Genomic DNA, 15049 nt, shown 5'->3' with positions numbered 1-15049 from the left:
AAAACCTTTCCATTATACAGCCATTTCTTTGAGTTCGTATTTGGCAAGGGAAAAATGGAATGTACTTCCTTTACCCAAGGTGCTTTCGACCCATATTTTACCCTCATGTTTTTGAACTATTTCCCGACATAAAACCAAACCCAGTCCGGTACCAAACTCTCCCATAGTTCCTGGTTTTTGAATATCTGATTTTGAAAAGAGTCTGTCTAGAACCTTGCTGTCCATACCCATACCATAATCTTTAACCGAAATCATGACTTCTTCTGATTTTTCGTTGACAATGATTTCAATTTTGGACTTCGGTTCAGAAAATTTAATAGCATTTGAAATCAGGTTACGGAGAACAGTCAGCAACATATTTTGATCGGCATGAATGTAGATGTTTTCAGGACAACATTTTTCTAAGGTTATACTTTTATAACCTGCCTGAGGAGAGGTCATTGATATTGCCGTGTCTATCAGTTTAGTCATTTTGATCACCTCCGCTTTCACTTCATATACTTTCGTTTTTTTACTTGCCCATTGCAAGAGGTTTTCGAGAAGATTGTGTGTATTGCGCGAAACATTAAGTAGGTATTTGATATACTTCAGCTGCTCGTCATTTTTAGTATCCTCAAATTCTTCTTCCAGAATTTCCAAGTACCCGATGATGGATACAAATGGATTTCTAAGGTCATGACCAATAATAGAAAACAGTTTGTCCTTTTCCTTAATGTGATTCTTTAATTCACTGTTTGTATGTAAGAGCATAGTGGTGCGCTCTTCAACCATGTTTTCAAGCAATTTATTCTGTTGTTTAATTGCGCGAATCCTCAATCGATCAATTGTAATCAAGCAGGCAACAATAAATAATGTTACCAATACAAAAAACCAGGCCGTTTTCCAAAATGGTGGTGTAATGACTAAGACCAAGGAAGTGCCGGCCTCATTCCATACTCCGTCACTGTTGGCCGCTTTTACCCGGAATACATATTTTCCAGGGTTTAAGTTAGTGTAAGTAGCATTTCTCTGTGAGCCCACATAGTTCCATTCTTTTTCGAAACCTTCTAAGATATACGCGTATTGGTTTTGTTTGGAATTGGTATAATTCAGTGCCACAAAATCAAGGGTAAACACATTTTCACGAAAAGACAATTTAAGCGTATCGGTAGCTGCTATATGTTTGGACAGTACAGCTCTGGATGATTTGAAATCAACAGGTTTATTGAAAATTTTAAGGTCTGTCAGGTAAACTTGTGGAGCGTGAGGGTTAGAATGCAGCTCTTCTGGATGGAAAAGGTTAAAACCATTCATTCCCCCAAAAAGCAATTCACCTTTTTGGGTTTTGAGTGCAGAATATCTAGAAAACTCATTTCCCTGAAGACCATCATACTTGTCAAAATTTACAAATTCTACTTTTTTAGGATCAAATTTAGAGATTCCTTTGATAGTGCCGATCCACAAAAAGCCATTGCTGTCCTCTACAATAGAATTGATTTCATTGGTTGGTAAGCCATCTACCTGCTGATATGTGAAGAAACTATCTTGATCAGGTAAATACTTTGCAAGTCCTCTATCCGTTGCTATCCAGATATTCTTATTGGAGTCCTCAAAGATCTGACGAATGGAACTGCTCGGAATACTGTTAGGGCTCATTTCAGAAGGAAGGTAGACATTGAATTTTCCAGATTTTTTATCCTCCGACCTGATGAGGTTCAAGCCGGATTGTGTTCCGATCCAAAGGTTATTTCCGCTATCTTCAAATATTCGAAGAATTTGGTTCGAAGAAATCCGGTGAGTATTATTATCAAACGAACTAAATAGCTCTAGTTCCTCGCTTCCTTTATCATAGCGGTACAGTCCTTCCTCGAATGCAGCAATCCAGATGTAGTCTTCATCAAAATGAACATCGAAAACATGTCTGATGGGGTAATTATCATTTTTGATCCATCGGTTGAAGCTAGTAAAAACCCCGTTTTTTTCATCGAGCAAGATATTAAGTCCTCCGTCCCAGGTACCCACCCAGAGTTTTCCGTCAAAATCTTCATTTAGGCTGATTACTGCATCAGTGCGCAAAGAGTTTGGGTTATAGGGGTCATTTTTATAATACTTAAAAACACCATTTTCCCTATCAAAATAATTCAGCCCACCTCCATCAGTAGCTATCCAGATATTTCCGTTTTTGGTTTCCAAAAAATCCCGAATGATATCATTATTGAGACTTTCAGAATTCAATATATTTTTGGAGTAATGTTTGAATTTTGAGCTGAAAGGATCCGCCATATTTATTCCCGACTGGGCTGTTCCAACCCAGTACCTATCCTGGCTATCCTGAAAAATATTCCAAATTGAATTGTGAGTAAGGCTAGTTGGATTTTTGGGATCATGGAGGTAGCGTACAAAAGAATCATTTCCCTTGTCATAAAGGTGTAGTCCTCCATTTTCATTACAGGTCCAAAGATTACCTTTCCTATCTACATAGATCTTATAAATATTGTTGTTGAATAAACTATTTTGATTTTCCGGGTCATGGTAGTATCTGATAAAACTGACTTTGCCATCATTTATTTCCATTCTATTGAGCCCATTCACAGAAGCTCCTGCCCAAAGGTTGCCTTCTGAGTCTATTTCTACTGCTTTCAAATCATTGGAGCTGATAGAAAAGGTATCTGTTGGATCATGAGTGAAATACTTTTCCTTACCGGTAGCAGTGTTGAGTTGAAGCAATCCATTATGAGATGTAGCTAGCCAGAAAATGTTGCCTTTAGTAGCAACCATTGCATTTATGGAGATGATTTTATCCGATTGGAATGGGATTAATTTATCTTTTTCTTTGTCAAAATAGAATAAGCCTGATGCGGGGCTGGATACCCATATGGTCCCGTTTGCATCTTCAAGGATAGTATTCACCAGATTGCTTTCTCCTTTTTGGACAGGGATATCAGTAATGAATTTGAATCTTGTAAAATCGTCAGTATCTCTTTTATATCTTGCTACTCCACTTCCAGTACCAATCCATAATTGCTTTTTGCTGTCCTCGAAAATAAAACCTATGTAATTGTCATTGATACTACTTGGGTCATTGCTGGCTGCATAAACCTGAAATCCCAGTCCATCATACTTGTGTAATCCACTGTACGTACCTACCCATATGTATCCGTAGCTATCTTGATAAATTGCAGAAACACGATTATTTGTAAGGCCTTCGAAAATCCTTTGGAATTTAAGATCTGGCTTTTGGTCCGAAACTTGGCAAAAACCACTCCTTGGTAGGGACAGGAATAGCATCCAGACAATCATTGTAAATACAATGCGTTTCGGTATGGAGAAGAAACTATTGAAAACCTTCATTTTCAATTTTTGATATGGGTTACAATTGGGTGATTTTGGGCTGACTTTTTAAGGAAAGTTTTAGTACCTCCTTTCCAAAAAAAGTTTTTTCTTAGCCAATGTATATATAAAATTTTATACTACCTATACCCTGATTATCAGCATTTATATTAAAAAATGAACTCAAAATCAGCGAATTGTATCCTTGGATTTTTTTCAAAAATACCCCTAAAGAAAGAATTCTAAAGCATCAACTAAAAGTTAATAACAGGAAACATTTTTTTATATATATCTGAAAATTCCCTCATTAAACAAAAAACTTAATTTAAGAGTAAGGTCCTCTTTTTTGACTTTAAAAAAGGAGAAAAAAAATTCAATTATTTTTCAGTAAACTTAAACTAAACTGAAAAACAGGTTGAATTTTCAATATTTGGGATCTCTATTGATGGTTTTAATCAGTCTTTTCTTCACTGCTATTTTCCAGGTCAATTTGCTCTTCAAATTTGTTGTGTATCAACAAGATCAAGAGGCCAAAAATGATGGCAGAAACAATCAATAAATTATTCAATAATCCATCAACAGAAAATGATAGTCTGATCAAAATGGTCGAAATGATAAAACCTGAGTTCCGGATTACTTTATGAAATTCATCCGTGTAGAAAAATGAGAACAATAGTAAAATAACATCAGCAATAATCAGCACAGTAAAAAATTGTTCGAAGAAAATATTGTTGATGTTGTCGATTAAATCCTCGGAATTGTTTTCAACTTGAAGAACACCAATGCTCCAGCTCGAAAGTGAATATAAGGCGACGATAAAAAGTATTGGGATCAATGAAGTTGCGAGGACCTTTTTAATTTTAATGAACCTTGAAATGTTGGCATCATCAGCGTATTCATTATTAGGCTTGCTTAAGTAGCTCTTCTTACTTTTGGCAAGGAATTGAAAAATGAGGAAAAACAAGAGCAAAGAGGTAATTATGTCATAAGTAAATTGGAGGTCATTTTTTAAACTGAACCAATCTGTAGTAAGCGTCAGGTTAGAAAGGTCCTTAAATAACCTTCTGATGATGATAAGGGTAATGATTTCGTATTGCTTACTTATGTAATTTGTAAATGACTTGGGGAGGTAATACACCAATAAATAGACTTCATACACAAGGATGAAAGAAAAAGGCGTATAAATGGCTGCGATGGGATTTTGAAGCAGTTCCGCAGAACCACCCAAAAATATCACCTCCAAGTCCACAAGAAATATCACCATCAGGTGAATGATGAAACTTGCAATTGCGATGATCAAAATCACCCGTTCACCTTTTTTCTTGGTTTTATCCGAGAGGAGTTTCTGGTAAAGAGATGTAAATATTTTATTGAGAGCCATTTAGGGGATTGAAAGCTTAACCCATACATGACTAATTTATTTGGTGAATGTTTAAGTATTTTTCTGAAATGTGACCTAAAGCAAGAACTTGTGCGCTAGAATATGATTTGTAAAATTGGGTTTGATTAATAAAAACCATTGGGATATAGCCATGATCAAGGGTTTTTGCTTAACTGTGAATACTTCTAAAGCAGGATAGACAAGTTTACAATGCTGATCTCCTATCTTTTTGAAAAATTTCAGAGATTGTGAGAGGTGAAGGATTTGGTCATCCCCAACCACTTTTCCTTATAAATATTTGCTCCAGGAAAAAGTTTAGCCATCTCTTTTTCATTGATCAACCTGATTTCGTCCAGGTATTGTTGAGCATCTTTTTCCTTCCACTTTCTCATTCTACTGATCTTGGTTTTGGTTAAGACCATGAATGCAAGCTTTTTTGGAGCATACTGTATGAGTGGCAGGGCATAATGTGCTTCTACTAGAAAGTGCTTGTTTGGCGTCTGGATAAAAAACTTCTTACCTACCCTCATACATTCCTTAGCCATTTTCTTCTGGTTTTTCCAGGTGTATAGGTGTTCGATGACTGAATTGGAAAAAACGAGGTCAAACTCATTGTCTTCGAATTGGGAGAGGTCTGTTGCATCACCTGAAATACTGTCTATGCCGAAAGGTAAATTGTATTCTTCTTCAAGATTGAGTAAGGTTACTTTGACACGACCTTCCAATACCATATTTTTATCTTCCCAAAAATAGGCAGTACCACCCACATCAAGTATATGTATGGTTTTTTCCTCAGGGAAATTTTTATTGATCAAATCTTCGAAAACCTGAAACCGTCTATTTCTTAAAGCAAAACCCAAAGACTCAGGCTGGTCAGACGAAGCCATCAAGGCTTTAAAATTATTCATATTGGGATTTGGGCCTATATATTGTTCAACCTTTTATTTATTCACAAATAATTCCTACAAAAGTAATACCGCTATTGGATTCTTTTTTAATTTTACCATCAAATTCAAAAAAAATAAGTTAAATCCAGTTGAATTCCGATAAAATTATAAACCGCAGCCAGATTGAATGCGTATTTTCCCCAGTAGCTAGAGATTTTTATGAAAAAACGCTTTGATAAATTCTTTCCTTGGCTTTTTGTGATCGGAGATGTTGCTGTGTTGACATTTTCCTTTTTTCTGGCCGCTTTTATCCTTCAGGATGACAGTCTTTTCCTTAGTCCAGAGCCTTCCATGATACTGATTTTTATTTTGGTATGGCTAGTGATTACGCTGTTAAGGAAGGACTACAAATGGGGAAGGACAGTTAGGCCTGAAAAAATCCTTGAAAAGCAACTAGGCTCTCTTGTATGGTTTTTGGCCATTGTGGCTATTATTTGGATGCCTGTTTCTTTAGATAACTTAAGGCTGACTTACTTTTTTGTTTTGTGCTCTTCCCTCTTCTTTCTTCTTGGGTTTTATAGAGTTTCTGTTCACTTGATTTTGAGAAAATACCGTTCCAAGGGGTTCAACTATAGAAATGCTGTCATTTTGGGTAAGGGCAAAGAAAGCGCGCAATTGGAACAAATCATCAGACTTAGAAGAGATTTTGGAATCAGGTTTTTGGGTTATTATGATGATACAGTGGAGGGGCCTTTGGCAAAGGGAAATATTTCTAAGTTTTTTGAAGAAGCAGTTCAGAATAAAATTGACCTGATATACATCAATGAGTATCTTGATGAAAAGCTCATCAAAAAAGTCATTCACTTTGCAGATGAGCATTATATCAAAGTAAAAATCATACCTGGAAATACGCTTCAATTGGAGAAAAAACTTTCGTTTTCCAAATACGGTGATTTCTTTGTCATCAATGTCAATGAAATCCCTTTGGATTTTATGTTCAATAGGGTAATGAAAAGGAGTTTTGATCTGATTTTCTCCCTGCTTGTGACGGTATTTATTTTGAGCTGGCTGATTCCTCTTGTAGGTTTGCTGATCAAGCTGGAGTCTAAAGGACCTATTTTTTTTATACAGGAAAGGAATGGGGAAAACAACTATGTTTTCAATTGTCTAAAGTTTCGCTCTATGACCCCCAATGATTATTCGGATACCCATCAGGCTGTAAAAAATGACCCAAGGGTAACAAAAATAGGAGCTTTCCTGAGGCAGACCTCTCTGGATGAAATGCCACAATTTCTCAATGTATTGGTTGGCGATATGTCGATTGTCGGACCAAGACCGCATACTGTACCCATGAACAGGCTTTTTCAAACCCAAATTGATAAGTATAATTCCAGACATAAAATCAAACCCGGCATAACTGGGCTCGCTCAGGTTAAAGGGTTCAGGGGAGAAATTGAAAACGCTTACCAAATCCGGTCAAGGGTGAGACTAGACTTTTTTTATATTCAAAAATGGTCTATCTGGCTTGATTTGAGTATTTGTATCAGGACGGTGTATGAACTTCTACTCAACAGAGAGAATGCCTATTAAACCCCTCTGTGCATATTGTGGTAATAGTGAAAATCTAAAGTCGCATCAGGTCAGGGAGATGATGTTCGTTACGGGAGAAGAATTTCTATACGTCGAATGTCCAAATTGTGGTAGTCTGACATTGTGTGATGTACCTGATGACCTATCTCCATATTATCCAAAAGAATATTATTCCTTTTTACCATTGGTGAAATCTTCCATTGGGAAAAATGTACTCAAAGAAATGAGGTACGGATTATATAAGATGACGGGGAAAAATTTTTTGAGTCCTGTTTTCGGAGAATGGTTTGACCGTATTAAACCTGCGAAGTCGGCCAAGATAGGAGATTTGGGTTGTGGTAATGGACAGCTGCTTTATGAGATGTATGCTGCTGGCTTTAAAGATTTAAGAGGATTTGATCCATTTATAGAATCAGATTTTCGTCTGGGAAATAAGCTCAGCTTACAGAAAAAAACAATTTTCGAGGTAGATGGCAAGTATGATGTGCTTATGCTTCATCATGCTCTAGAGCACATGCCGGATCCTATAAAGGTGCTTGAGTATTGTTTTGGTTTGTTGAATTCCAAAGGACACCTGTTGATCCGTGTACCCGTCTCCGACGCCAAGGTGTGGAAGGATGAGGGTGTAGCTTGGGTTCAGTTGGATGCCCCTAGACACCTGCACCTTCCTTCTGTGAAGGGTCTAAATAATCTTGCCAAACAGGTAGGGTTCGAGTGTAAAGAAGTAGCTTTTGACAGTACTGGCTTTCAGTTTTGGGGTACAGAGTTGGTAAAAATGGGAAAGCCTCTGAGCAAAGTTGAAGATACGGCTGTTTTTTCAAGGCAAGATTTGGCAAGGTGGCGAAAAAAAGCGCATTTGTACAATAAAAAATCTGTAGGTGACCAGGCCAGTTTTTATTTTTATAAGCCTTGATTCAGTACGAAGAAATCCAGGGGAATTGGAGAGCGGAGAGATTGTATTAAATCAAATTATGATTTTCCGTAATGGCACCATGTTCCAACCCTTTACGGTTTTATGTAGTATAGACCTTGTTACTATAACAAATTGGACTTTTTGAAATAGGCTCTTTAGGTAGCAATGCTTATTTACACTTATCAAAAAATATAGAGGGGATAACACAAAACCCGACAGGTTCTAATTCAAATCAGTCTGTATCCACTATTTCGATAAGTAGACCTGTCAGGTTTATTAAATTAAGTAAAACTGGGTCACCCTATATTTTTTTGAGGGCATCCATGAAGCTCATTGTTTCTCCTTTCTTTTTGAAGATCAGCATAGGGACAGAATTGTTGATATTGACTAGTTTTTCTGCCACACTGCCCAATAGAGCAGCAGCAGAAGCTGTTCTTCCCCTACTACCCATAACAATCAAGTCTGCCTTTTCCTCTAAAGATACCCTAACGATAAAGCGCCCTTCATTGCCATCGTCTTTGCACTTATAAAGGCAATCTATGGGTTGCAGGTTATTTTTTTCAAAGAATTTTTCAAAATCTTTTTTTGCATGGCCTTCCATTATTTCTGCAAATTCTTCGTAAGATTTCCCTGTTTTGTAATATCCTGAAGGTACTGAATACACATGTAGCCCCAAAAGTTTTGCATCCGTGTTTTGCGTCAGGTTATGGGCAAATTCCAAACTCATTCTTGAGTGATCTGAAAAGTCCAGTGGAATAAGGATTTTTTGGGGAATTTTTGGCTCGGCTTTTTCGGTTAGGAAAAGCACAGGACAGGGTGCCCTGTGAGCCATGTTTTTTGCAAGAGAGCCACTTCCTTCAAGGCTTTCTTTACGTCCCATGATTATCAAGTCTACATCCTTGATTTTAGCCCATCTCAGAACGGTATCTAAAGGTTTACCTTCTTCTACAATCACCTCGATCTCAATTTCTTTTGGAAATGGGTTTTCATTGATGGTACCTCGGATATCGGCTTTGATGCTTTCATCTGCTGGTGCGACCAAGTCGGGAAAGTTCTTTGTAATTTCTTCCGGTAATGAAAGGTCCTTAGCCACATGGATAAAATATAACTTTTCTATCCCCAAAATTTTGGAGAGCAAAGCGATCTTTTTTACCAAAATATCGTCCATCTTGGACAGGTCCAGGCCAACCATAGCCTTTGTAAAATTCTTCATAAGTTATTTGACTCTCTTGTGAATTTCAATTTACGCTTTAAATATTTTCTTTGGAAAAATACCTGATCTAATTTACGCTAAAGGTTTTTGAAAAAAAGGGCTGAGACCTTCAAAACCCATATATTTGTGTTAAATGGCAAAGAAGCTTGAAAAATATTTTATTGCATTGGTCCCTGAGGGAGAAATTCAGGAAAAAGCAACTGCGATCAAGTTGGATTTAAAAGAAAAATTCAACCTAAAATATGCCCTGAAATCTCCTGCCCATATCACCGTTAAGATGCCTTTTCTATGGAATGAGCGAAAAGAAGAAGAGCTCATCCAAAAACTCGGCAGGTTTGCCAAGGAGCGTGAGCCATTTGACTTACGGCTTAGTGGTTTTTGGCATTTTGGCAACAGGGTTATTTTTATTGATGTGGTAAGCCATCCTCAATTAAATCAATTGCAAGACGAATTGTCAAAGTATACCAAACTTAACCTAAAGCTTGTTCAGGAACTCAGCGACAGAAATTTCAGACCCCATATGACTTTGGCCTTTAAAGACTTAAAGCCCAAGGATTTTGAAGTATATTGGGAATATGTGAAGGGGCTCAGTTTCAGGGAGCGATACGAGGTAAGCCACCTTGCCATACTAAAGAAAGTAGAAGGAAATTGGCAATTGGTCATCCAATTACCTCTTGGATCTTCTTAGTTTTTTTGAACCTTTCAATTTTAAAAAAAGCTTTAAATAATCCTCTGTCACATTGTCCCAATTGTAGCGGGCAATGAGTCCTGACCTGGCTATTTTTCTTAATTCTTCCATTTTTTCAGGCATCTCCTCGACATGATGTATGCATTCAGTCACTGCATCAAAGTCCTTTTTGAAAAATAAACCATGCTTGCCATCCTGTAACATTTCCTTGTTGAAAATGGTGTCCAGAGCCAGTATGGCACAACCATAACCGAGAGCTTTTAGCATTGCAGGGTTGGTGCCTCCATACTCATGTCCATGGAAATAGGCATAACTGAGGTTATATAGAGATTTTAATTCTTCAGGGTCTTTGACGTAACCAGTAAAAAGTACCCTTTCGTCCTTGATGTTTTTCAATTTATTGGCAAACTCATCCTCAAAAGGCACATCACCTACTATGACGAGTTTTCTTTTGGTATTGGATCTCAAAAACCCGCCTAAAATCAAATCTGCATTGTTATCAGGGATAAGCCTCCCTACTATAAGAAAGTAATCGTAGGGTTTAAGATCCCATTTTTTTAAGAGCTCAGGGTTGGAATGGTTGGCAGGGTTGGCACCATAAGCGATTACGGTGGATTCAGCACCAAACATTTCCAGGTAAATACGGTGCATTTCATCGGAATCAGTCACTACCTTATCGTAAAATTTAGTAGCGAGCCGTGAAGCAAATCTAAAATACCTGGAGCCTAACCCTCTCCATTTTGGTCTTAGCCATTCCAAGCCATCCACATTGATGGCGGTAGGTTTCCTGAAAATTTTGGAGAGAAGACCAAAAGGACCATTCCCACTATTGACCACAAAGATCACATCTACATCTGAAAGACATGCATGCATCATGGATAAAAAAGAGTGGGTCAGTTGTGTAAGACTTTTGGTTTCAATTGCCGGGATATAATGTAATTTTATACCATTTACTACAGGAGGCTTTTCATCAAAAAGGGCCTTGTGGCAATAGACCCTTACGTCTACTCCTTTTTTTATCAACCGCTCTCCCAGCTCTCTTACCAAAGTATCGTAACCGCCATATACATAGGGGTAACCTTTAGCACCTAAGATGGCTACCTTAAGAGGTGTTTTTAAGGTAGTATCTGACATATATATTTCTTCATTTTTTCTTCAAAGTGCTCAAAACTGTATTCTTTCAGAAGCCTTTCTTTTCCCAACTCTCCCATTTGAGAGGCGAGCTTTGCCTCATTGCAGAGTTGGGTGATCTTAGCAGATGCTTCTTTGATATCACCGATATTTACGAGATATCCTGTTTTCCCATCTACGACCATTTCGGAAGCTCCCCCCGATTTCGTTGCTATCACGGGTTTTGCGGAAGCCATAGCTTCCAATACCACGGTAGGAAAAGAGTCGGGCAAAATAGATGGGAGCACAAAAATATCAGTTGTTTTTAAAATTTGTGGTATATCTTCACGAAATCCTAGATTTATTACGTGATTATCAAGATTTTCTGAGCTAATCTTTACATTTATTTCGTTTTCAATGTCCTCATACCCAGGATATGGGTCTCCCACCATAAGAAAAACAGTATCGGGATTTTCGGTAATTACTTTTTTCGCAAGTTCTAAAAAGAAAAGTTGACCCTTACCTGGATTAATTCTTCCGATCATGGTGACCACCTTTTTTTGTGTTGTTATTCCAAGCTCTTGGCGGATGTCCTCCGTACATTCCATAAATGGTTTTACTTCAATTCCATTGTGTATGACAAGGGGTTTGGCATCATCCAGGTATTTTTTCCAGTGTTTTGCTACAGATTCCGAGACAACAATAGGTTTGGGAGTACTTCGGTCCACCTGAGAAGCCAAAAATTTCACTAAAAATCTTGGGGACTGTATGATTTCATGAATATGCCAAACATGAGGAATCCCCCTTCTTCTGGCAAATGTAGCCCCCACAATGACGGCAAGTGTATTGGAGTAAATAAGAGAAATAGGTTCTTTTTGATGGATTTCATCCAATAACCGATAAGCTTTGTATAGTTTTTTGCCCCTATCCAATATACCTCTAGGGTGAAAATGCTTTCTCCTCAAGATACCCAGGTTCAGTATTTTGTATTCAAACCCCTGTCTTTCAATTTCTGGACGGAGAGGCCCATCACCAGGAAGTATCATCAAGGTAGGGTATCCCAAATCCCTAAAAATGTTCATGACATATAGAAGGATTTTGGAAGCGCCATATAATTCCGATGAACTATGTAAAAAAATGACCTTACCTTTTTGACTCATGTTTTCTAAAATAAACTCTAAAAACGCCTCCTTTTCGGAAGGCAACTGCTAAGCATTCTAAAAAGAACGCCAAGGGCAAAATTAAAGCAATCCTAATAAGTACGCTTAGTTTTTTCTTATTTTTTAATTCCAGAATGATATTCCCTTTATATCCAGTCTTACCCATCAATGCTCTCAACATACCCAAAACGCCTAAATGAACAGAGAAATACTGGGTTTTTAGGTGTTTAAAGCCTATATTTTCTACTTGGTTGATCAGCATATCTTCCTTCCAATGGCTTAGGTGTTTCGGGATATCTAAGTGCATCCAGAATTTGCCGGCTATCTTGTATTGCCAGCTTCCGAGATTAGGAACCTCTATGGCCAGAACTCCCTCTTCATTGAGGTTTTCCAGGCAAAGTTTTTCAAGCAGAACCATTGGTTCTGGGAGGTGTTCCAGGACATGAAACAAGGTTATGGCATCATAATTTCCACCCTCAATTTTACCACTTTGGTAAAAGGTATCATGAATCTGAAGTCCGTATTTTTCTTTTGCAAACGATGCTCTTGGACCAGAGGTCTCTACTCCTACACCTTCCCAGCCCTTGTTTTTTACCTGAAGAAGGAACTGCCCTTTTCCTGATCCAAAATCTAGACAACGCTTTATTTTAGATGTACTTAATTTTTGGAGTGTTTGGATCACTTTTTTTGCTTCTCTGAAAATGATTTTTTCAAAGATAGACTTTCGATTGTCTACCACAGTATAAATCTCATCTTGGTAGAGTGCTACCTGATCCACATCTTCAAGAAGGTAAAGCCAGGTCAATGAGCAATTTTTACATTTTACCAGACCTTGATCTTTTGTTTTTTCAGGTGCTGGAGTATGACAAAGGGGGCATACAAGTTGCCTCATAAAGTACTATACGGTCAGGTTTAAAATCTGGAATAATAATCTCCTTAAAGTCCAAAGGTATTAAAAACCTGACTTGATATACTTCGAAAGAGAATAATAACACTTCTCCAGGCCGGGGAAGGCATCCCTCAATGCAGATTTACCAGTCATATTCTCCATTAATTCTGATTTGGCAGCCATTTTATTGAGCTTTAAGCTAAGCGCTATCCCTTTGATTTTATGAAGTAAAGTAGCAATCTCTGCCTCATCAAATTTGGAAATAGCAAGTTTCAATTGGCTTAAGCTTTCACTTAATTCCTGAGCGCCTTCTTTTAAGATATCCTTAAACAAACTTTCATCTCCTCCGAGTACATTCAGAAGAGATGCTTTGTCAAATATTTCTATGTTGATTTCATCACTTGTATCTTCTGGGTTGAAAATAAGCTCGGTGACTTCAAGTAGTTTTTCTTTTTCGATAGGTTTGGTTAGGAAAAAGTCCATACCTGCCTGCATACAATTCTCTCGCTCACTCTGCAATGCTCCTGCTGTAAGCGCTACAATGGGAACTCTCGTTTTAGTGTCTACTTCCAGTTCTCGAATTTCCCTTGTGGCTGCAAACCCATCTTTGATTGGCATCTGAACATCCATAAAAATAAGGTCAGGGCTTTCTCTTTTGTAGAGATTTACCGCTTCTTGGCCATGCTGTGCTTCTATGATTTTGGCTTGTGGATAATAATTCTTGATGACAGTCTTGAGCAAAAGCATATTTAGAGAAACATCTTCTGCTATCAGTATTTTCAATTCATTGTTATTTTTTACACCTGCACTCACTGGGTTTTTCGGAGCCAGTTCCCCAGGGATTTGATTATTGCTAAGTTTATTGAGGCTATAAAACAGTTCAGAAATTTTAGCAGGTTTGATCAGTTTAATATCTATATCGAGCTCTTTGACTTGCTTATCCAATTGTGCGTCATCAGCGGAACTGTAGAGGATTATTTTCGGCTTTTTTTCAGGGTATTTGTTGGCCAGTAGTTTTTTCATTTCCCTGACAGTACTTATACCATCCATAAAAGGCATGTGGTAATCGACAATAAATACATCGAATATTGCCCCCTGTTCCAAAAGGGTCAAAGCTGAAATGCCGTTATCTACAGATTCGGATTTAATATTCCAATGGGCTAGAATATCATGAAGGATTATTCTGTTGTTTTTATTATCATCAATGATCAGGACATTTTTGATATTCGTGAAGGCCGTTTCATCCTTTTCTGATTCCGTATTGAAAGGTTTTTTAATAGAAAATGAAAAAACAGACCCTTTGCCCACTTCTGACTCCAAGATAATCTTAGACTCCATTTTTTCTGCTAACATCTGCGATATAACTAGTCCCAGACCAGTGCCTCCAAATTTTCTTGTAGTGGAGGAGTCTGCTTGGGAAAAAGACTTGAATAACTTTTCTTTTTGTTCTTCTGAAATTCCTATACCGGTATCTCTAATAGCAAAGGTGAAAATTCCTTCGTCTCCTTCTTTTTCAAAAGTTATGCTTAACTCTACTTCTCCCTTTTCAGTAAACTTAATGGCATTGCTCAGTAGGTTGACAAGAATCTGCTTAAGGCGAATCTGATCTACGATAATATAACGGGGAATGTCTACCTGGATATTGAGAAGAAATTCTATATTCTTTTTGGCAGTATTGTATTTAACAATATCCGCCGTCTGTTCCGCAAGCTCTACTATGTCAGTTTCTACCTCCTCCAGATCCAGTTTTCCTGCTTCAATTTTTGAGAAATCCAAAATGTCATTGATGATTCCCAAAAGCGAATGGGCGGAGGTATTGGCACTGGTGACATATTGCAACTGCTCATTATTGAGATCAGTATTGATCAATAGGTCCGTAAAACCGATAACACCATTCAGCGGCGTACGG

11 protein-coding genes are annotated in these 15049 nt (G+C 37.7%); 3 read left to right on the top strand and 8 right to left on the bottom strand.

Going from position 1 to position 15049, the window contains the following annotated elements:
- Nucleotides 1-12 precede the first annotated feature (12 nt).
- From EA341_RS12870 to EA341_RS12860, 3 genes are all read right to left on the bottom strand, one after another.
- Nucleotides 13-3330, bottom strand: a complete 3318-nt coding sequence (locus EA341_RS12870; RefSeq protein ID WP_293015126.1) for a two-component regulator propeller domain-containing protein — start codon at nucleotides 3328-3330, stop codon at nucleotides 13-15.
- A gap of 430 nt (nucleotides 3331-3760) precedes the next feature.
- On the bottom strand, nucleotides 3761-4690 hold the full coding sequence (locus EA341_RS12865; protein WP_293015124.1) for a hypothetical protein: 930 nt from the start codon (nucleotides 4688-4690) through the stop codon (nucleotides 3761-3763).
- Nucleotides 4691-4929: 239 nt separating this feature from the next.
- A complete protein-coding gene (locus tag EA341_RS12860) occupies nucleotides 4930-5598 on the bottom strand; it encodes a class I SAM-dependent methyltransferase (RefSeq protein WP_293015122.1) in 669 nt (222 codons plus the stop codon).
- A gap of 198 nt (nucleotides 5599-5796) precedes the next feature.
- On the opposite strand from EA341_RS12860, the gene EA341_RS12855 reads away from it, so the two are divergent.
- Complete coding sequence (locus tag EA341_RS12855) at nucleotides 5797-7167, top strand: exopolysaccharide biosynthesis polyprenyl glycosylphosphotransferase (RefSeq protein ID WP_293015120.1); 1371 nt, start codon at nucleotides 5797-5799, stop codon at nucleotides 7165-7167.
- Nucleotides 7157-8080: a class I SAM-dependent methyltransferase gene (locus tag EA341_RS12850; RefSeq protein WP_293015118.1), complete on the top strand. Its 924-nt coding sequence runs from the start codon at nucleotides 7157-7159 to the stop codon at nucleotides 8078-8080. The genes EA341_RS12855 and EA341_RS12850 overlap by 11 nt, the downstream gene beginning before the upstream one ends.
- 301 nt (nucleotides 8081-8381) lie before the next feature.
- On the opposite strand, the gene EA341_RS12845 is transcribed toward EA341_RS12850, so the two are convergent.
- Nucleotides 8382-9293 carry a universal stress protein gene (locus tag EA341_RS12845; RefSeq protein WP_293015116.1) on the bottom strand — a complete coding sequence of 304 codons (912 nt, stop codon included), beginning with the start codon at nucleotides 9291-9293 and terminating at the stop codon, nucleotides 8382-8384.
- Between the two features lie 133 nt (nucleotides 9294-9426).
- Here EA341_RS12845 and EA341_RS12840 point away from each other — a divergent pair, with 133 nt between their 5' ends.
- Entirely contained in the window at nucleotides 9427-9981 is a 555-nt protein-coding gene (locus tag EA341_RS12840; protein WP_293015114.1) for a 2'-5' RNA ligase family protein, read from the top strand.
- Here EA341_RS12840 and EA341_RS12835 read toward each other — a convergent pair.
- The 4 genes from EA341_RS12835 to EA341_RS12820 form a co-directional block, all read right to left on the bottom strand.
- A complete protein-coding gene (locus EA341_RS12835; RefSeq protein WP_293015111.1) occupies nucleotides 9961-11115 on the bottom strand; it encodes a glycosyltransferase in 1155 nt (384 codons plus the stop codon). The two genes, EA341_RS12840 and EA341_RS12835, sit on opposite strands and share 21 nt — an antisense overlap.
- Nucleotides 11097-12251 carry a glycosyltransferase family 4 protein gene (locus tag EA341_RS12830; RefSeq protein WP_293015108.1) on the bottom strand — a complete coding sequence of 385 codons (1155 nt, stop codon included), beginning with the start codon at nucleotides 12249-12251 and terminating at the stop codon, nucleotides 11097-11099. Before EA341_RS12830 ends, EA341_RS12835 begins: the two co-directional genes overlap by 19 nt.
- A complete protein-coding gene (locus tag EA341_RS12825) occupies nucleotides 12235-13056 on the bottom strand; it encodes a class I SAM-dependent methyltransferase (RefSeq protein WP_293015105.1) in 822 nt (273 codons plus the stop codon). Before EA341_RS12825 ends, EA341_RS12830 begins: the two co-directional genes overlap by 17 nt.
- Before the next feature lie 147 nt (nucleotides 13057-13203).
- Nucleotides 13204-15049, bottom strand: a 1846-nt coding sequence (locus EA341_RS12820; protein WP_293015102.1) for a response regulator, incomplete at its 5' end; no start/stop codon positions are given.

Origin of the sequence: Mongoliibacter sp., assembly GCF_007692705.1 — a bacterium.
Classification (GTDB): Bacteria; Bacteroidota; Bacteroidia; order Cytophagales; family Cyclobacteriaceae; genus Mongoliibacter.
This window is presented reverse-complemented; position numbering and strand designations above follow the sequence as displayed.

Bases quoted from the DNA above. Each gene is read 5' to 3' on its own strand.
- EA341_RS12845 (WP_293015116.1), bottom strand. From the start codon at position 9,293: ATGAAGAATTTTACAAAGGCTATGGTTGGCCTGGACCTGTCCAAGATG.
- EA341_RS12855 (WP_293015120.1), top strand. From the start codon at position 5,797: ATGAAAAAACGCTTTGATAAATTCTTTCCTTGGCTTTTTGTGATCGGA.
- EA341_RS12850 (WP_293015118.1), top strand. From the start codon at position 7,157: ATGCCTATTAAACCCCTCTGTGCATATTGTGGTAATAGTGAAAATCTA.
- EA341_RS12870 (WP_293015126.1), bottom strand. From the start codon at position 3,330: ATGAAGGTTTTCAATAGTTTCTTCTCCATACCGAAACGCATTGTATTT.
- EA341_RS12835 (WP_293015111.1), bottom strand. From the start codon at position 11,115: ATGTCAGATACTACCTTAAAAACACCTCTTAAGGTAGCCATCTTAGGT.
- EA341_RS12830 (WP_293015108.1), bottom strand. From the start codon at position 12,251: ATGAGTCAAAAAGGTAAGGTCATTTTTTTACATAGTTCATCGGAATTA.
- EA341_RS12860 (WP_293015122.1), bottom strand. From the start codon at position 5,598: ATGAATAATTTTAAAGCCTTGATGGCTTCGTCTGACCAGCCTGAGTCT.
- EA341_RS12865 (WP_293015124.1), bottom strand. From the start codon at position 4,690: ATGGCTCTCAATAAAATATTTACATCTCTTTACCAGAAACTCCTCTCG.
- EA341_RS12840 (WP_293015114.1), top strand. From the start codon at position 9,427: ATGGCAAAGAAGCTTGAAAAATATTTTATTGCATTGGTCCCTGAGGGA.